This window comes from Pseudomonas frederiksbergensis, assembly GCF_001952935.1.
Lineage (GTDB): Bacteria > Pseudomonadota > Gammaproteobacteria > Pseudomonadales > Pseudomonadaceae > Aquipseudomonas > Aquipseudomonas frederiksbergensis.
The window spans coordinates 5,879,536-5,896,888 of sequence record NZ_CP018319.1; the positions used below are offsets into that span (position 1 = coordinate 5,879,536).

General features: G+C 60.2%; 14 protein-coding genes and 1 pseudogene. 2 read left to right on the forward strand and 13 right to left on the reverse strand.

The features are described 5' to 3' along the window. Position 1 precedes the first annotated feature (1 nt). A pseudogene (pedF, locus tag PFAS1_RS27455) lies at positions 2–462 on the reverse strand (cytochrome c-550 PedF). Positions 463–716: 254 nt separating this feature from the next. Between pedF and exaA the strand changes: the two are divergent. Next, the gene (exaA, locus tag PFAS1_RS27460; protein ID WP_076031302.1) at positions 717–2,609 is read left to right on the forward strand and encodes a quinoprotein ethanol dehydrogenase; all 1,893 of its coding nucleotides are present in this window, start codon (positions 717–719) and stop codon (positions 2,607–2,609) included. A gap of 227 nt (positions 2,610–2,836) precedes the next feature. Further along, on the forward strand, positions 2,837–3,487 hold the full coding sequence (locus PFAS1_RS27465; protein ID WP_074876172.1) for a pentapeptide repeat-containing protein: 651 nt from the start codon (positions 2,837–2,839) through the stop codon (positions 3,485–3,487). A gap of 179 nt (positions 3,488–3,666) precedes the next feature. Here the strand turns inward: PFAS1_RS27465 and PFAS1_RS29675 are convergent, their stop codons facing one another. From PFAS1_RS29675 to PFAS1_RS27525, 12 genes are all read right to left on the reverse strand, one after another. After that, positions 3,667–3,840 carry a hypothetical protein gene (locus PFAS1_RS29675; protein WP_156886763.1) on the reverse strand — a complete coding sequence of 58 codons (174 nt, stop codon included), beginning with the start codon at positions 3,838–3,840 and terminating at the stop codon, positions 3,667–3,669. Between the two features lie 168 nt (positions 3,841–4,008). After that, on the reverse strand, positions 4,009–4,752 hold the full coding sequence (locus PFAS1_RS27470) for an SDR family NAD(P)-dependent oxidoreductase (protein ID WP_076031303.1): 744 nt from the start codon (positions 4,750–4,752) through the stop codon (positions 4,009–4,011). 110 nt (positions 4,753–4,862) lie between these two features. After that, positions 4,863–5,366 (reverse strand): nitrous oxide reductase accessory protein NosL, encoded by a 504-nt coding sequence (locus PFAS1_RS27475; RefSeq protein WP_076031304.1) that lies wholly within the window; start codon positions 5,364–5,366, stop codon positions 4,863–4,865. Positions 5,367–5,399: 33 nt separating this feature from the next. Beyond that, positions 5,400–6,230 (reverse strand): ABC transporter permease, encoded by an 831-nt coding sequence (locus tag PFAS1_RS27480; protein WP_033062172.1) that lies wholly within the window; start codon positions 6,228–6,230, stop codon positions 5,400–5,402. After that, positions 6,227–7,150, reverse strand: coding sequence for an ABC transporter ATP-binding protein (locus PFAS1_RS27485; protein ID WP_074876166.1), 924 nt, complete (start codon positions 7,148–7,150; stop codon positions 6,227–6,229). The genes PFAS1_RS27480 and PFAS1_RS27485 overlap by 4 nt, the downstream gene beginning before the upstream one ends. Further along, positions 7,147–8,436, reverse strand: a complete 1,290-nt coding sequence (locus tag PFAS1_RS27490; RefSeq protein ID WP_074876163.1) for a nitrous oxide reductase family maturation protein NosD — start codon at positions 8,434–8,436, stop codon at positions 7,147–7,149. Before PFAS1_RS27490 ends, PFAS1_RS27485 begins: the two co-directional genes overlap by 4 nt. A gap of 27 nt (positions 8,437–8,463) precedes the next feature. Then, on the reverse strand, positions 8,464–10,386 hold the full coding sequence (gene nosZ, locus PFAS1_RS27495; protein WP_413037962.1) for a TAT-dependent nitrous-oxide reductase: 1,923 nt from the start codon (positions 10,384–10,386) through the stop codon (positions 8,464–8,466). 53 nt (positions 10,387–10,439) lie between these two features. Next, positions 10,440–12,653, reverse strand: a complete 2,214-nt coding sequence (gene nosR, locus PFAS1_RS27500; RefSeq protein WP_076031305.1) for a transcriptional regulator NosR — start codon at positions 12,651–12,653, stop codon at positions 10,440–10,442. A 66-nt stretch (positions 12,654–12,719) separates the two neighbouring features. Then, positions 12,720–14,108, reverse strand: coding sequence for an oxygen-independent coproporphyrinogen III oxidase (hemN, locus tag PFAS1_RS27505; RefSeq protein ID WP_076031306.1), 1,389 nt, complete (start codon positions 14,106–14,108; stop codon positions 12,720–12,722). Positions 14,109–14,129: 21 nt separating this feature from the next. After that, on the reverse strand, positions 14,130–15,476 hold the full coding sequence (locus PFAS1_RS27510) for an oxygen-independent coproporphyrinogen III oxidase (RefSeq protein WP_076031307.1): 1,347 nt from the start codon (positions 15,474–15,476) through the stop codon (positions 14,130–14,132). A 117-nt stretch (positions 15,477–15,593) separates the two neighbouring features. Further along, on the reverse strand, positions 15,594–16,037 hold the full coding sequence (locus PFAS1_RS27515) for a CopD family copper resistance protein (RefSeq protein WP_076031614.1): 444 nt from the start codon (positions 16,035–16,037) through the stop codon (positions 15,594–15,596). Between the two features lie 843 nt (positions 16,038–16,880). Further along, a complete protein-coding gene (locus tag PFAS1_RS27525) occupies positions 16,881–17,321 on the reverse strand; it encodes a CBS domain-containing protein (protein ID WP_046046902.1) in 441 nt (146 codons plus the stop codon). Between the last annotated feature and the right edge of the window lie 32 nt (positions 17,322–17,353).

Genomic DNA, 17,353 nt, shown 5'->3' on the forward strand with positions numbered 1-17,353 from the left:
GTTATTCCTCGACGCGAACGGTGTCCAGGTAAGTGCGTACCGCCCACAAAGCTTCCTGACTCAGGTAATCGGCCATCTTCGGCATGTAGACCCGGCCATCACGCACCGCGCCGTGGCGCACGCGTTCGACGAACCATTCATCCCCCGCCTCGCCGACATCGAGCAGGCGCAAATCGGGGCGATGCCGCCGGACTTGGCTTCCAGGCCATGGCAGGCCGCGCAGTTCTGGTTGTACGCCGAAGAGCCGATTTCCACGGCCTTATCGTGTTCCGGGGTGGTGCGATAAGGGTTCACCGCAGCCCAACCATCGGCATCAACCGGTACGCCAGCGTCCTTGATCGGGGTCAGGCCCGCGGTGGCGACAGCCTGTGGGACCACGTTGCCGTGGGCCCAGACAGAACCTGCACTGATAAAGCCGGCCAGCAAACCGGCAACGAGCAAGGCGTTGCGTCTTGTTGTCATTGTTATGCCCTCTTGATTGCACGCAAAACCTCTTTGAAGAGGCTATGGCACCCATCTTAGGAACGGCTTCGCGCAAGCCCCATGCTGCTTTGGTGGCCGCCGTCTAGTTCCTTGGTAGTAGGGCTTGTGGCGCACACCTAAATTAGGTGCCGTACGGGAAGTATTCCCGGCAACAGCGGGACTTTTTCCGTATCCGCCAACACGTCGGGCACACCACCCTGTGCAGGCCAAAACCTCCACTGGGAACTGCAACCATGACAATAAGATCGCTACCCGCCCTTTCCCCGCTGTCTATCGCCGTGCAGGCTTTTCTGCTGGTGGGCAGCCTGTCCCTGAGTGCTGTCAGCTACGGCGCGACGGCACCGGCCACTCCCACCCGCAATGTGAGTTGGGAAGACATCGCCAACGATCACCTGACCACCAAGGACGTGCTGCAATACGGCATGGGCACCAACGCGCAACGCTGGAGCCCGTTGGCCCAGATCAATGACAAGAACGTGTTCAAGCTGACCCCGGCCTGGTCCTACTCGTTTGGCGATGAGAAGCAGCGCGGCCAGGAATCCCAGGCCATCGTCAGCGACGGCGTGGTGTACGTCACCGGTTCCTATTCGCGGGTATTTGCCCTGGACGCCAAGACCGGCAAGCGCTTGTGGACGTACAACCATCGCCTGCCGGACAACATTCGTCCGTGCTGCGACGTGGTCAATCGCGGCGCGGCGATCTTTGGCGACAAAATCTACTTCGGCACCCTCGACGCGCGGCTGGTCGCCCTGGACAAGAACACCGGCAAAGTGGTGTGGAACAAGAAATTCGGTGATCACTCCGCCGGCTACACCATGACCGGCGCCCCGGTGCTGATCAAAGACAAAACCACCGGCAAGGTGCTGCTGATTCACGGCAGCTCCGGTGATGAGTTCGGCGTGGTCGGGCAACTCTTCGCCCGCGATCCCGACACGGGTGAAGAGGTCTGGATGCGGCCCTTCGTCGAGGGTCATATGGGCCGGTTGAACGGTAAGGACAGCACCACGACCGGCGACGTCAAGGCGCCGTCCTGGCCGGATGACCCGACCACCGAAACCGGCAAGGTCGAAGCCTGGAGCCACGGCGGCGGTGCCCCTTGGCAAAGCGCCAGTTTCGATCCGGAAACCAACACCATCATCGTCGGCGCCGGCAATCCTGGCCCTTGGAATACTTGGGCTCGGACCTCCAAGGACGGCAATCCTCACGATTACGACAGCCTCTACACCTCGGGCCAGGTCGGCGTCGATCCGAGCACCGGCGAGGTGAAATGGTTCTACCAGCACACCCCGAACGATGCCTGGGATTTCTCCGGCAACAACGAGCTGGTGCTGTTCGACTACAAGGACAAGGACGGCAAAACGGTCAAGGCCACCGGCCATGCGGACCGCAACGGTTTCTTCTACGTGGTCGATCGCAACAACGGCAAATTGCAGAACGCATTTCCCTTCGTCGACAACATCACTTGGGCCAGCCACATCGATCTCAAGACCGGCAAGCCGGTGGAGAATCCGGGCCAGCGTCCGGCCAAACCGTTGCCCGGTGAGACCAAGGGCAAGCCAGTGGAGGTTTCGCCGCCGTTCCTCGGTGGCAAGAACTGGAACCCGATGGCCTACAGCCAGGACACCGGGCTGTTCTACATTCCGGGCAACCACTGGAAGGAGGAATACTGGACCGAAGAGGTCAGCTACAAAAAAGGCTCGGCTTACCTGGGCATGGGTTTCCGCATCAAGCGCATGTACGACGATCACGTCGGCAGCCTGCGCGCGATGAACCCCACCACCGGCAAAGTGGTCTGGGAGCACAAAGAAGCACTGCCACTGTGGGCAGGCGTGCTGGCAACCAAGGGCAACCTGGTATTCACCGGTACCGGCGACGGTTTCCTCAAGGCCTTCGATGCGAAAACCGGCGCGCAGCTGTGGAAGTTTCAGACCGGCAGCGGCATCGTCTCGCCACCGATCACGTGGGAACAGGACGGCGAGCAGTACGTCGGTGTGACCGTCGGTTACGGCGGCGCGGTGCCGTTGTGGGGCGGTGACATGGCCGAGCTGACCAAACCGGTGGCTCAGGGCGGATCGTTCTGGGTGTTCAAGATCCCGAGCTGGGATAACAAGACAGCGCAGAAGTAATCCGCCACCTCCTGTGGTGAGGGGGCTTTTGTGGCGAGGGGGTTTACCCCCGTTGGGTCGCGAAGCGGCCCCCTACATTTTCCAGGAACACCGAGTTGCCTGGATTAACGACTGCTTCGCAGCCGAACGGGGTGGTGCGGCATTCCGATAAACCCCCTCGCCACAAAAGCTCCCTAGCCACAGGTTTTGTGTGTATCCAGCTGCCCTCCATATTTCGAGGACCTGCAATGAAATACCTTCCCTTATTCCTTATGTTGACACTGCCTTTGGCTCACGCCACCGACGACGGCGAAGACACCCCGCTCATCATCAACGGCTGCACCGTCGCCCAACACAGCCAATGCCCCGGCGCCGATCTCAAAGGCGCGAACCTGAGCAATCAGGACCTGCGCAGCATGAACCTCAGCGGTGCCGACCTGCGCAATGCCGACCTGCGTCACGCCCGACTCGATCTCGCCAACCTGGAAAAAGCCCGATTACAGGGCGCCAACCTGACCCGCGCCAGCCTGCAACAAAGCAACCTGCGCCTGGCCGACTTCACCGGGGCAACCCTGATGGCGATTCAGGGCTGGGGGATGTTCGCCCAGGGTGCACAATTTCAGGATGCCAACCTTGGTGGCGCTTACCTGCAATTTGCCCGCCTGTCCGGGGCCAAAATGCACAACGCCAATCTGCGGGCTGCGGATCTGGAGATGACCTGGTTGAGCAAGGCCGACCTCAAGGGGGCCAATCTTAGTGATGCCAATCTGCAAGAGGCCAAGTTGGGGGAAAGCAATTTGGAACAGGCGAATCTGAGCGGCGCACGGCAGCACTATGCGAATTTTCAGGACGCGAATATGGAGGGCTGCACCGGTTGCCCGACGACGTGGGGCAAATGAGGCGATACACCGGATGATCGTTCCCACAAACGGGTCGCCCCCCAAAAGTTGCGCAAAACTGATGGGGTGTTTCACGCAATCCCCTGTGGGAGCGAGCCTGCTCGCGAAAGACGTGAACGATAACGCGTGCTGTCTGAATGAACGCGGTGTCCAGACGTCTTTCGCGAGCAGGCTCGCTCCTACAGGTACAACGCCAGGCTGTTGATCTTGATCTTGATCTTGATCTTGATCTTGCTGTTGATCTTGATCTGCCCCGTCGGAAGGCCGAGCGCAGGTTCTGCGCAGTGGGCACCGCGGCAAGGATGCCGCGGTAGCCGCCCCCGGCCATGGATGGCCGATGGCGGCGGGCCCACGGAGCAGGACCGGAGCGAGGGTATGGCGAGCCTAGGCGAGCCACCGTACGTCAGGGGCAAGAGCGCTTGGTTACTTGGCGCTTCTCCAAGTGACCCGCCGTAAGGGCGGAACCCTAAGCAGCCGTTACCGCAGCAACGGATATGTACTCCGAAGTAAATATTTACCCTTCAGCCCAACGTGTACCCGTTATCAACCTTCCAATCCTGCCCATAAACACCCCGAGCCCCCTGCGACAGCTGAAAAACAATCACATTAGCCACCGCCGCCGCATCAAGAAAATGCCCCGGCAACAGACGTTTACCTAGCGTGTCGGCAACATCCCCAAGCTCCCCATCGCTCAACCCCAGGTTGTCCCACATCGAGGTCGCCGTCGGCCCCGGCGAAACCAGATTAATCCGCACATCAAAACGCGCAAACTCCACCGCCAACGTCCGCGCCTGAGCCGCCAAGGCAGCCTTGCTGGCAATGCACGCAGCCAACCCCGGAAAACTCGAACCGGTCAGAAAACTCCCGACAAACACCACCGACGCCGGGCTCGCCAATTCACCGCGCAACGCCGCCAGCGTATTCAACGCCCCGGCACCATTAACCGCCCACTGGCGCTGAAAGGCCTGCATATCCAGGCTGTCAGCCATTTCGGCGATGCCCGCGTTGGGCACCAGATAATCCACCGGGCCAATCGCCGCCGCGCACTCGGCCAGCTCGCGCAGGTCCTGCTGACTCGTGACATCCCCGGCAAACCACTGCAACCGCTCGCCGTAGATCTGCTGCAACGCCGGCAATTCACCGAGGGTCCGAGACATCGCCAACACCTTGACCCCGCGCGGCAACAGCGCGGCGCACAGTGCCAGACCAATTCCGGAGCTGGCACCCGTGACCACCGCCAAGCGATCCTGAAACTCGGTTTTCATCATTTACTCCTGGGCATCACGGATGCCAGCACTGGGGGACATTGCCAGCCCCTATCTTTGAGCAGGAGGAAAAAAAACGACTTGACGGCGATCAGGATTTTTCGACGGCGTTAGTGCTGCTGCAACAGCGCCGGAGTGATCTCGCTGAATCGCAGCAAGCGACCGCCCTGTTCAGCGGCAAGTTTCTCAGCGGCCTCGCGATTGGAGAACGACGCCAGCACTACGCCCATGGCGCCCTTGAGTTGGGTGCCGACCACGTAGAACGCATCCTTGGCATCGATCAGCTGAGCGTCATCCGGCGCGTTCCACGGGCTGCGGCCCATGTCGTGGACATACAGTCTTGCATCGCCATGATGATTTTCCGGCTGCAACCACCAACCGATCATTTCCGCCGTGGAACAGAACTTCTTGACCCCGGACCGCTCGACGACTTCGCCCTTGGGCCCGGGAAATCCGTCGATGATCATCCCGCAGACATGGCATTCATCACTGGAATGAAAGGCCGTGGCCGCATCGCTGTAAGTGGCTTGCGCCGGGTTGTCACAGGCTGTCAGAAACAGGCACATCATCAGGCCCGCCACCGCGCGCACCGTCGTCAGATAAAACCCATTCATCGTCAACTACTCCCAAAAAACCAAAATAAAAAATCATGTCGCCCGGCGACGAAACAACAGCCAGGCCGAACCCAATGGCACCGCCACCCACAGCGACAGGCACAGCCAGAGCATCGAGCCCGGCATCGGCAAATCGCTGCCCAGCGTCAGCACACCCGCGGTACTGGCGCCGGGCTCAAAACCGGAGAGATTGATCAGGCGATAGATGTCGGCGGGGTTGAGCAGCAGCAACCAGGGCAGCACTTTGGGGTTGAACTGCCCTTCGCTGAGCACCAACAGCGCCAGCAGCGCCAGGTCGAACACCAGCACGAAGAAGAACCACACGCCCAGCGCCAGCCCGGCTGCTGTGGATTTCTCGGCCGACACACTGCTCAGCACATAGGCCAACCCCAGAAACCCCCAGCCCAGCAACGTCGACGACGCCATGAACCGGCCAAAGGCCCAAAGCAACAGGCTCAGTTCGACATCGTCCACCAGCACCGCGATGGCCAGCATGGCGCAGCCGAAACCGATCAATGTCGCCAGCGCCAGGATCAATCCGTGGCCGACAAACTTGCCGAGCAAAATCTGCCCGCGACCCAACGGGTACGTCAGCAACAGCAGCAACGTGCCGCTCTCGTCCTCGCCGACGATGGCGTCATAGGCCAGCAGCAACGCAATCAACGGCATCAAAAACGTCGCCAGACTGGCGAGGCTGGCGATGGTGGCCGGCACCGAGGTGAACCCCAATTGCCCGGAGGCTGCCGCGCCCAGCCAGGCGATGCCGATGGCCAGCACGGCGAACAACACACTGATCGCCAGCAACCAGCGATTGCGCAATCCATCACTGAATTCCTTGCGGGCCATGTTCCAGACAGCGTTCATACGGCCTCCCCCACGGGCGCCGCACCGGCCCGACTCATGTAGTAGCGGTAAATATCTTCCAGAGACGGCTGATGGATTTCCACGTCGGCCGGTTCGTCGTCATTGAGCAGTTGGCGCAACAGCCCGAGCTTGCTGCCATTGAGCGCGGCCACTTCAAGCCCTTCGACGCCCCAGCGTTCGGTGACGTGCCCGGCGTTGTTCCAGCGTTGCTGCAACGGCCCGGCGTGCTTCAGGCCGTTGGCGCGAATCAGCGTCGGCAACCCGGCTTCCTCGCGCAAACTGTGGAGACTGCCGAGGGCCAGCAGGCGGCCCTGGGTCAGAATCGCGGCGCGGTTGATATGCGCCTCGACACCCGGCAAGACGTGGGAGCAGAGAATGATGCTGGTGCCCTGGCTACGCAGGCGATCGAGCAAGCGATAAAGGTCCTGGGTTGCAATGGGATCGAGGCCGACTGTCGGCTCATCAAGCAACAACAAACGCGGTTCGCCGAGCAGCGCTTGCGCCAGCCCCAGGCGTTGACGCATACCTTTGGAGTAGGTCTTGACCCGTCGATGCGCCGCACCGGCCAGGCCGACTTCCTCCAGCAGCACGTCCACCTGAGCGGGTGCGGCACCTTTGAGTCGCGCGAAATGGCGCAAGGTCTCAACACCGCTCAACTGCGGGTAAAACGTCACGTTTTCCGGCAGATAACCGAGCAGGCGCCGCACGTGGGGATCGCTGGGCAAACGGCCGAACACCCTGACCTGCCCTTCGCTGGGCTGGAGCAGGCCAAGTACCAGTTTCATGCTGGTGGTCTTGCCCGCGCCGTTGTGCCCGAACAATCCCAGCACTTCACCTTCAGCGAGGCTGAGGTTGAGCTGATGCAACACGGTGGCATGCCCATAGCGCTGGCTGACGCCTTCGATGTCGATGACGTTCATGAGGTGGGCTCCTGGGTCAGGGTTTGAGTGGACGACTTCATCAGCGGATGACTGTCGAGCACCCCAGGCGATTTCATCACCGGAAACGCTCGTTGCACCCAGCGCAGCAACTCGATACCGGGGCTGTTCATCAACAGCCGCACCTGCGGGTACAGCCACAGCAAACGGTCGACGTTGTCATTGGGTTCGTAGGCGATATCGCCGAGGCCATCGTTGTTGCGGTCCCAGCCCAGGTAATCGCTCCAGTAATTGCCCCGGCCATCCGCCGACCATTCCTGCAAGCGGGTAGCGACGTACTTGACCTGTCGCTGGTTGCCGACAAAAGCGTTGTCGGCGATGCGGTTATCTTCCGAGCCGGCGGTGAGATGAATACCCACGGCGCTGTGCTCGAAGTGGTTGTGTTCGATGCTGTTGAACAGCGAGTTGTAGATGAACAGCGCCTTGCCCTCGGCACCGCTGATCATGCTGTCGCCGGTCGAGCCGTCGCGCACGTCAGTGACGAAGTTGTCACGCAAGGTTGAATAGGTGATGTAGTTCATCAGGATCCCGTAGTTCTGATCCTGTTCGGAGCGATTGCCGATCACCGTGAGCTTGCGGCTTTGCATCAAGGCATAGCCGGTGCGGGTGCGGCGGGTGGTGTTGCCGATCAACCGGTTATCGTTGGCGAACATGTAATGCACGCCGTAGCGCAGGTCTTCCAGGGTATTGCCCTGCAGCAGGTTGCCGTTGGAGGTGTCGATGTAGATGCCATCGCGAGTGTCGCGCACCTGGTTGCCAATGACCTTGGCGCCATGCACGGCATACAAGTGAATGCCATTGCCGCGATCCTGGGAACGCATCGTCGGATCACCCTGAATGCGGTTGTCGATCAGGCTCACATCCTGAGTGCCATCGACCCAGATACCGAAGCCCTTACCCTGCAGGCGATTGCCTTTAATCACCGCGCCATGGGCCTTGGGCTGGATGAACACCGCCGCATTCATGGCGGTGAGATCGTGCCCCCAGTCGAGAAAGGTGCAGCCTTCGATGCCGACATCCGGCGCACTGATGATCAAGCCGTTGCCCTGCCCCTCGCCCTGAAATACCGCGCCCGGTTCGCAGACAATCTGCATCGGCTGATCGACGCTGAACGAGCCACGGTATTCCCCGGCCGGCAGGTGCCAGCGTTGATCGGCGCCCACCGTCAACGGCAGCGTGGTGACGGGTTGCACCGCCAGCGCGCCGCCGGACATCAGCAGGAGCGCAAGCGCAATGACCTTCACCGGGTTTCCCTTGCTATCAGTCATTGGCTGGCTCCTGTCGATGGTCAACGGTCAGGCCTTCTCGACCTTCATGCGGCCGACCATTTCCATGTGCAGCGCATGGCAGAACCAGCTGCAGTAGTACCAATGCAAGCCAGCCTTGTCGGCGATGAAGGTGATCGATGAGGTCTGCTGCGGGCTGATCTCCATGCTCACGCCATGGTTGGTCATCACGAAGCCGTGGGTCACGTCTTCAATCTGGTCGATGTTGGTGATGGTCACTGTGACCTCGTTGCCCTGCTTGACGGTGAACTCCGGCAAGCCGTAGGCCGGGGCCATCGAGGTCATGTAGACGCGGACTTTGTTACCGTCGCGGATGACCTTGTTGTCGGTCTCCAGCTTGATCCCGTCCTTGGCGGCGATGACCACGGTTTCGGCGAAAAACGGGTCGTTGCGGTCCCAGATTTTCTTGGTCTTGATCTGGTCGCGGCGAGCCATGACGCAGTCGTGGGGTTCGGCAAAGGCCGGGCCGTCGTGCACCAGTTTCATTTCCTCGCCGGAGATATCGATCAACTGATCGTTTTCCGGGTGCAGCGGGCCGGTCGGCAGGAAGCGGTCCTTGGAAAACTTGCTGAGCACCATCAGCCACTGGCCGTCGGCCTCACTGGTTTCGGTCAGCGAGGCATGGTTGTGCCCCGGCTGATACTGCACATCGAGTTTCTGCTTGATGTAGTTGACCTTCTCGCCGGTGTAGGCGCGAATCGCCTCCTCGACGTTCCACTTCACCACCTGGCTGTCGATAAACAGCGTGGTGTAGGCATTGCCGCGGCCGTCGAAAGTGGTGTGCAGCGGGCCCAGACCGAGCTCGGGCTCACCGACCACCACGTCACGCGGGTCCTTGAACTTGTCGTCGAACAGATCGTCGAGCTTGGCGATGGCGATGATGGTGCAGGTCGGCGAAAGCTTGCCGTTGGCAATGAAGTACTTGCCATCGGGCGAGGTATTGAGGCCGTGGGGGTTCTTCGGCGTCGGGATGTAACGGGTGAACGCGCTGTCCTTGCCGTCGGTTTTACGACCGTCGACCACCGGCACTTTCGAGCCGTCGAGGGTAATGAACTTGCCGGCCTTGATCGCCGCTTCGATGCGCGGGATGTTGAACACAACCACCCAGTCGCGCTCGTTGCGCATCATGCCGCCCAGGTCGTAGGCCTTCTCCGAGTTGTAGCAGGTCGACGCCGCGTATTTGCCGGTGTAGTCGGCATCAGTGTTGTCCAGGTTGCCGTCGACGATGACCTGGAACGCCATCTCCATTTTCTCGGCATCGATGGCGTTGAACAGGGTGTAGCTGTTCTTGTCCTGCAGGTCGAAGGTGCTGCCGTCATTGGGGTGCGGAATCACGAATTCGGCATTGGCGAACACGTACTTGGTGTGCGGCACTTTTTGCAGGCGAAGCCCGTGAACCGCCTGCACATTGGGCACGGTGAGCATCTTGTCGCACTTCATGATGTCCAGGCGGATACGCGCAACGCGGCTGTTGGCCTTGTCGTTGATGAACAGGTATTTGCCGTCGTACTTGCCGTCGGTCATCGACAAATGCGGGTGGTGGCAGTCGCCATTCTGGAAATGTGCGCTGTCGCCCATGATCCGTTTGCTTTCATTGGTCAGGCCCCAACCGGTGGCGGAATCGACGTTGAACACCGGAACACGCAGCAACTCGCGCATCGACGGAATGCCCATGATCCGCACTTCACCCTGATGGCCACCGCTCCAGAAACCGTAGTACTGGTCCAGTTCGCCCGGCCCGACGTGGGTTTTCAGTTGTGCGTCCTTGGCCGCTGCCGCCCAGGTCTCACGGGTGAACACTGCGCCACCGATGGCCGTGGCGCCGGCCAGTACCGCACCGGTCACCGCACTGGTGCCCAGGAAGCCGCGACGACTGAGGCCGGTCGGTTCCGACGCTTCAGTGGTTTTTTTGGATTCTGTGTCGTTCATCAGGTGTTTTCCTTGAAGGGATAAAAACGGTCACTGCGGACAGGCGCTCGCGGGGTTCATTCCAGAGCGGTCACTTCCACGACAGGTATCAGTTGCACAGGAGCGGGCGCCGCTTTGTCGCGCTTCTTGCGCTTGTTGATCAGCGGCGGGCATTTGTTGTCGTTCTGGTACGTCATCTGGCAATCGAGGCAGTAGTGGCACTCGTTGGCGTTGATCCGGCCATCGGGATGAATCGCCTGAATCTCGCATTCTTTGGCGCACAGTTGGCAAGGCGTGCCGCACTCCTTGCGGCGTTTGAGCCAGTCGAACAGGCGAAATTTGCTCGGAATCGCCAGCGCCGCACCCAACGGGCAGATGTAGCGGCAATAGACTTTGCGCGTGAAGAGGTTGATGACCAGCAGCGCCACCGCGTAGAGCACGAACCACCACTGGCGGTCGAACCTGAGGGTGATGGCGGTCTTGAAGGGTTCCACCTCGGCGAACAGTTCGGCGGTGGACATCGACTCCAGGGAGATACCGAACAGCAGCAGCAAAATGATGTATTTGATCGCCCATAAGCGTTCATGCACGGCGAACGGCAATTCGTACTGGGGGATTTTCAGCTTGCGCGCAGCCTCGTTGATCAACTCTTGCAAGGCGCCAAACGGACACAGCCAGCCGCAGAACACACCACGGCCCCACAGCAGAATGCTGGCGGCGGCAAAGACCCAGAGCATGAAGATCAGCGGATCGGTGAGAAACAGCTCCCAGCGAAAGTGATCGAACAGCGCATGGGCGAAGGTCAGGACATTGACCACGGACAACTGCCCCAGCGCGTACCAGCCGATAAACACCACGGTAAAGACCAGATACCCGCGACGCAGCCAGTGCAGAAAATGCGGGCGACGGGTGAAGGTGTCCTGCAAAAACAGGATCGCTGTCAGCAGCAGCAACGCAGTACCGAGCACGGCAATCTGAAAGGATTTCTGGTACCAGATGTTCAACCACATTGGCCGACTGGCTTCCTCCAGGGCCGCCAGTTCTTCGACGCTGGGCAGTGGTCGTTCAAGGTAAGTCTCGGGCAATTGATAGGCCAGTTCGAAGCTGCTGAACGTGCCACTGACCGGGCCGGTCTGGCGACGTACCAATAGCTCCAGAGACCAGGGCGATCCCGGATCGAACTTCGCCGGTTCGCGCACAATGAAAATCGACATCTCAGTGAACTCGGGCATGCCTTTGGCAAACACATCCGAGAGCCGCTGATGGTCCATGTCGCGAAAGCTGATGACGTTGCCGAACTGGCGCAGTTGCACCCGATCGAAGATCCCGCCGCGCACGTACCCCGAGCCTTTATAGGAAAACAGCCCGCGCCCCAGCACCGCGATGGCTTGCTCGCCGGGCTTGAGGTCTTGCATGAGGAATCGATATTGGTTGTCGCCCAGCAGAGCGCGGCCGATGGTCGGCGGATTCAGGTCGGCGGTGTACAGCTCGATGAAGGTCTGATCAACCTGATCGGCACTGGCGTTGTCGATGCCTTCGGCTTCAGTGCCCTTGAAGGCAGCGTCGACCTGGCCACGGGTCAGGTTCAAACGGCGAATGGCGCCGTTACCGGTCAGTTGTTCCCAGGTGGCAGGTTCGAAAAAGTCCTGGCGCACGGTGGCTGGTTTGCGCGCGACACCGGCCGAGTCCTCGATCAGTTTCAGCGATACAGCCACCTCGTGGGCGGCGCGCATGATGACCTCGTTGACCACCATGGCGGTGACGGTTGCGCCGGCGATGGCATCGACCGTGACCGCATTCGGGTCGCTGGAATGGCCGACGACGACTCGCTGGCTGACCTTGACGCCTTTGTACTTGGCGCTGAAGCCGTGAAGTTTTGCCTCAGGAATGCCAATCAGCAGAATCGGCTCGTGATGCTCCAGCACATAGGCGTCCTGAATCATGCCGGTCGTGTCGAGAATGACCTGGGTGTTGATCGGTTTGCCGGAGTAGGCCGGAATATCCACCACGTCCAGGCTCTGGAACACATAACCGATGACCTTGCCGGCGGCGGACAACGTGCGCACCTTGAACCGGCCTTCGGGGGCGGAAACGGAATCGGTTTGAGGGAAGGTTTTCTCGATGCGCTGCTGCTCGATGTCACCGTACTGCTTGGCTTGTACCGTCTCGAAGGTGGCGAGCATCAGCATCAGCAGGACCACCAGACCGACACCCCAGGCGCGCAGGTTGCCGTGTATCGGAGGCTGATGGATTGTCATGGGCTCGCTGATTTTGAAAGGGCTTGCAGTCATGTTAGGGAGCGTTGCGCCCCCTGCCCTTGATTGAAATCAACTCGAGTCCATAGAGGGCTCGTTTTCTCAGACCGTGCGTGAAAACTGGCCTTTTTGCTCACCACCCAGATAGGCGTCGAACGCCATCGCGGCACTGCGCATCATCAAATGCCCTTGTGGCAGCAGCACCAGTTCGTCGCGGTGAATCTGCAACAATCCATCGCGCACATGCTCGTCCAGCTGCGCCAGCGCCGCGGCAAAATACTCGGTGAAGCGAATGCCATGCCGCGCCTCGTATTTGTCGAATGCGATACGGCCATGGCACATCAGGTCGCTGATCACCTCACGGCGCAGCAGGTCGTCGGCGTTCAAGCGGTAACCGCGATGAACCGGCAACAGCCCTTGATCGATGCGGGCGTAGTACTGCGAAAGCTCCTTGACGCTTTGGCTGTAGCTGTCGCCGACCTTGCCGATCGACGACACTCCAAGGCCGATCAAATCGCAGTCGGCATGGGTGGAATAGCCCTGGAAATTACGCTGCAGGGTGCCATTGGCCCGGGCCAGCGCCAGCTCGTCATCCGGCAAGGCGAAATGATCCATGCCGATGTAGACGTAACCGGCCTCGGTCAGTCGGCGGATGGTCAGCTCGAGCAATTCCAGCTTGCGCTCCGGTGGCGGCATGTCAGCGGGGCGAATCAGCCGTTGCGCGCGGACCATTTCCGGCAGATGCGCGTAGCTGTAGGCGGCAATCCGGTCTGGGCGCAGCGCGATGATCTTGCTGAGGGTGATGTCGAAACTCTGCACGGTTTGCAGTGGCAGACCGTAGATAAGGTCGACGCTGATCGACTTGAAGTGCGCTTCGCGCGCCGCCGCCACCAACGCATAAATCTGCTCTTCACTTTGCTGGCGATTGACCGCTGCCTGCACGTCGGGATCGAAATCCTGCACACCGAAGCTCAGGCGATTGAAGCCCAACTGGCGCAGTGACTGAATCTGCTCGGTGCTGATGGTGCGTGGGTCGACCTCGATGGAGAACTCATGGTTATCGCTATCATCCATGTTGAACGCCTGGTGCAGGCAGTCCATCAGGTCGGCCAGCTGCTCGCTGGTCAAATAGGTCGGCGTGCCGCCCCCCAGGTGCAACTGGGTGAGTTTGCGGGTGCCGTCGAACAAGGCCGCCTGCATCGCGATTTCACGCTTGAGGTACGTCAGGTACTCGACGGCGCGATGGGTTTTCTGGGTAATGATTTTGTTGCAGGCGCAGTAATAACAAAGGCTTTTGCAGAACGGGATGTGGATGTACACCGACAACGGTTTCGGCGCGGCCACCTGATTGCTGTCGCGGGCGGCACGCTGATAGTCATCAACGGCAAACGCCTGATGAAACTGCGGCGCCGTGGGGTAAGAGGTATAACGCGGCCCCGGGCGGTCGTACTTTTCGACCAGGGCGCGATTGAAATCAAAAGTCGTGTTCATGATCGATCAACTCGCAGGAGGTTAATGCTTCGCACCGCCCAAATCCTTTTCAAACAGGTTGCAGATGGCATCCACTTCCGGCCGACCGGCGGGAAGGATGCTGATGAAACGGTCTGATAACTCGATCAACCCGTCCCGGCTCAATTGCTCCAGCAACGGCCAGACGGCGGAGAAGTACTTGGAAAAAACCAGCCCGTAGCGCCGCTCGATAGCACGGATATCCAGCTCCTGATCACAGGCCAGACGCTCTATGACCATTTGCCTGATCTGATCCCCCGCCTCGAAGCGCCAGCCTCGACACGTCGGCAATTGCTTCATGTCCAGTTGCTGCTGATAGCGTTCAATCTCGTCGGTGTTTTGCGTGTACAAATCGTCGATCTGGCTGATGGCGCCCAAACCGAATCCAACATGATCGCAATAGCCATGACGGGAGAAACCCTCGCAGGTACGGCGCAACCGGCCGCGCTCCTGGGCGACTGCCAAATCATCATCAGGCCGGACAAACTGCCCGAGACCAATGTAGTGATAACCCGCGCCAAGCAGTTGATCGAAGCAGATCTGGCGCATCGCGCCCTTATCGTCCTGGCTGCACAGTGCTCTGACCTTGTCACCGAGCACCGGCCGATAGCGCCGTGGTGGCCGGGCATAGTCGAACACCATCAGCCGGTCCGGTTCCAGCTCGATAATGCTCCCCAGCTTCAGCGCAAAACTGTCTGGGGTCTGCCAGGCATGACCGAAACCCAGGTCGACGTTGATGGATCGAAAGCCAAAGGTGCGCGCGGCATCCATGAGCGACTGGATCGGCGCCGGGTTCTGGTAGCAGGCCACCGACCTGTCACAGTCGACGTCGATATCCGGAACGCCGATGCTCACATGAGTGAATCCCTGGTTGCGCAAAAGCCCCATGGTCGCCCAGTCGGTGTGGTGAAGGTCGACCTCGACGCTGTAATCGCCGCCTTCATGTTCGAGAAAGTTGAACCGGCCACGCAGATGGCTCATCAGCCGTTCCAGGTGGACAGGCGCTGGGGTTGCGCCGCTCAGATGAAACTGCTCGACCCGTTGTTGCGCACCCAGGTGACAACCGACGAGGTCGATTTCCCGCTCCAGATGCTGAAGGTACTGCTCGATACCGTTGTGCTCACCGATGATGTCGCACGGGGAACAGGAAGACGGCTTGAGACTGGAAGGCAGTTGCACGTTCAGGGACAGTGGACGGCATTTCTGGCGGCTGACGCGCAGTGCACGAAGCAGATCCAGGGAGCCAATACCGTCATGAAATTTTTGCGTATCGGCATGACAGTTAGGGTCAAGCACGCCTTGATCGCACCGAGCGATCAACTCGCCTGGGTTGTGAAATAAATCGAGCATGGCGGTCTCCGAGACTGGCTGCGGACTTTCAGTCTCCGGGTTTAACCATCAATGCTCCTTGATTTGCGTCAAGCGCAAGCGAAGTGCCTGCACAACGGACCACCGGTCAGGCCCCGATTACCACGTCAGGTAAAACATGCCCTTGGCCAGCAGCACGATCACGACCATGTGGCCGAACAGGCTGCCGTGGATGAAATGCAGATATCGCGGGCTCATTCGGCCGCTTTTGAACAGAAACATGGCGCCCAGGAAATGCAGCAGCACACTCACGGCCACCGCGATTTTCAACGCCAGTAAGGTGCCGAACGATGAGGCCAGTGGTGAGGCCAGGGCTGGCAAGTAGCGTAACCAGACCATGCCTAGCCCGGCACCGAACAATACCAGCAGCACCCACGGCATCAGCGAGCGGGCCCGGCGGCCGATCCCCTGCTCCACCAGCAGCATCACCCTGGCGGGTAGCTGTTTGCGAATGCTTTCCAGGAACAGGACTTCGAAGAACACGGTGCCGATGAAGATCAGCGCGGCAAACAGGTGCAAGGTCAGAATCAGCGGATAGATCATGGTGTTTTCGCCTTGGGTCAAGGCAACCGGCGCTACGGCGAACATTGGGGGGTGAGCGCACTGGCTGTCGGTCTCTGGAGACTACAGAGGCCGCCTGGAAATGCGGTTGATACTGATCAAGAAAGGCGCAAAACCACCGAGTTCGTGTGCATATCCGTTTCTGCGGTAACGGCGGCTGGCGGTTTCGCTTTTACAGCGAGTCACTTGGAAGAGCCCCAAGTAACCAAGGGCTCTTGCCCCTGTCGTTCGGTGCCTCGCCTAGGCTCGGGTTGCCCACTGCGCAGAACCTCCACTCGGCCTCCCGAGGGGGCGACTACCGCAACAGCACCGCGAGGCGGCCTACCGGCCGGCCTGCCTCTTCAAGCGTACGCATTCCCCCTGTGGGAGCGGGCTTGCTCGCGAAAGCGGTGGGTCAGGCAACATTGATATCGACTGACACGACGCCTTCGCGAGCAAGCCCGCTCCCACATTTGGATTTTTGCCAGGTGCAGGATCTGCTGGAGCGGACTCGAAGGATAGGCCGGCCGGTAGGCCGCCGGGCTTTTGATCTTGCTTTTGATCTTGATCTGCCCCGTCGGAAGGCCGAGCGCAGGTTCTGCGCAGTGGGCACCGCGGCAAGGATGCCGCGGTAGCCGCCCCCGGCCATGGACGGCCGATGGCGGCGGGCCCACGGAGCAGGACCGGAGCGAGGGCATGCCGAGCCTGGGCGAGGCACCGTACGTCAGGGGCAAGAGCGCTTGGTTACTTGGCGCTTCTCCAAGTGACCCGCCGTAAGGGCGGAACCCTAAGCAGCCATCACCGCAGAAACGGATATGTACCCCAACCTTAGTGGCGCTGCCCGGTCTAGTGCCCGCGAATGTAATGCTCCAGTTGCCGAATCAAATCCGCCTGCTCAACGATAGCTTCCTTGACCAGATCCCCAATCGATAACAACCCCATCAGTTCGCCGCCCTCCATCACCGGCAAATGACGCAAATGGCTGTCAGTCATCACCGCCATGCAACGCTCGATACTCTGCTGACTGTCAGCCGTCACCACAGGCGCGCTCATGATGTCGCGCACCGGCGTACCCACCGAAGAGCGCCCCTGCAGCACGACCTTGCGCGCATAGTCACGCTCACTGATCACGCCAACGACCTGCCCGGCCTCGATCACCGGAAGTGCGCCCACGTTCTTTTCGGCCATGATCCTCAGCGCTTCAAGCACCATCTCATCCGGCGCGATGCTATGCACCTGACGGTTTTGCACGACCTTGAGTTTCAGCAATTGTGCGGCTGTTTTCATAAATGCCTCCGATGCGGATACGCGATGCTGTT

Coding starts and splice junctions, on each gene's coding strand:
- exaA (WP_076031302.1), top strand. CDS start 717: ATGACAATAAGATCGCTACCCGCCCTTTCCCCGCTGTCTATCGCCGTG.
- PFAS1_RS27465 (WP_074876172.1), top strand. CDS start 2,837: ATGAAATACCTTCCCTTATTCCTTATGTTGACACTGCCTTTGGCTCAC.
- PFAS1_RS27470 (WP_076031303.1), bottom strand. CDS start 4,752: ATGAAAACCGAGTTTCAGGATCGCTTGGCGGTGGTCACGGGTGCCAGC.
- PFAS1_RS27475 (WP_076031304.1), bottom strand. CDS start 5,366: ATGAATGGGTTTTATCTGACGACGGTGCGCGCGGTGGCGGGCCTGATG.
- PFAS1_RS27480 (WP_033062172.1), bottom strand. CDS start 6,230: ATGAACGCTGTCTGGAACATGGCCCGCAAGGAATTCAGTGATGGATTG.
- PFAS1_RS27485 (WP_074876166.1), bottom strand. CDS start 7,150: ATGAACGTCATCGACATCGAAGGCGTCAGCCAGCGCTATGGGCATGCC.
- PFAS1_RS27490 (WP_074876163.1), bottom strand. CDS start 8,436: ATGACTGATAGCAAGGGAAACCCGGTGAAGGTCATTGCGCTTGCGCTC.
- nosR (WP_076031305.1), bottom strand. CDS start 12,653: ATGACTGCAAGCCCTTTCAAAATCAGCGAGCCCATGACAATCCATCAG.
- hemN (WP_076031306.1), bottom strand. CDS start 14,108: ATGAACACGACTTTTGATTTCAATCGCGCCCTGGTCGAAAAGTACGAC.
- PFAS1_RS27510 (WP_076031307.1), bottom strand. CDS start 15,476: ATGCTCGATTTATTTCACAACCCAGGCGAGTTGATCGCTCGGTGCGAT.
- PFAS1_RS27515 (WP_076031614.1), bottom strand. CDS start 16,037: ATGATCTATCCGCTGATTCTGACCTTGCACCTGTTTGCCGCGCTGATC.
- PFAS1_RS27525 (WP_046046902.1), bottom strand. CDS start 17,321: ATGAAAACAGCCGCACAATTGCTGAAACTCAAGGTCGTGCAAAACCGT.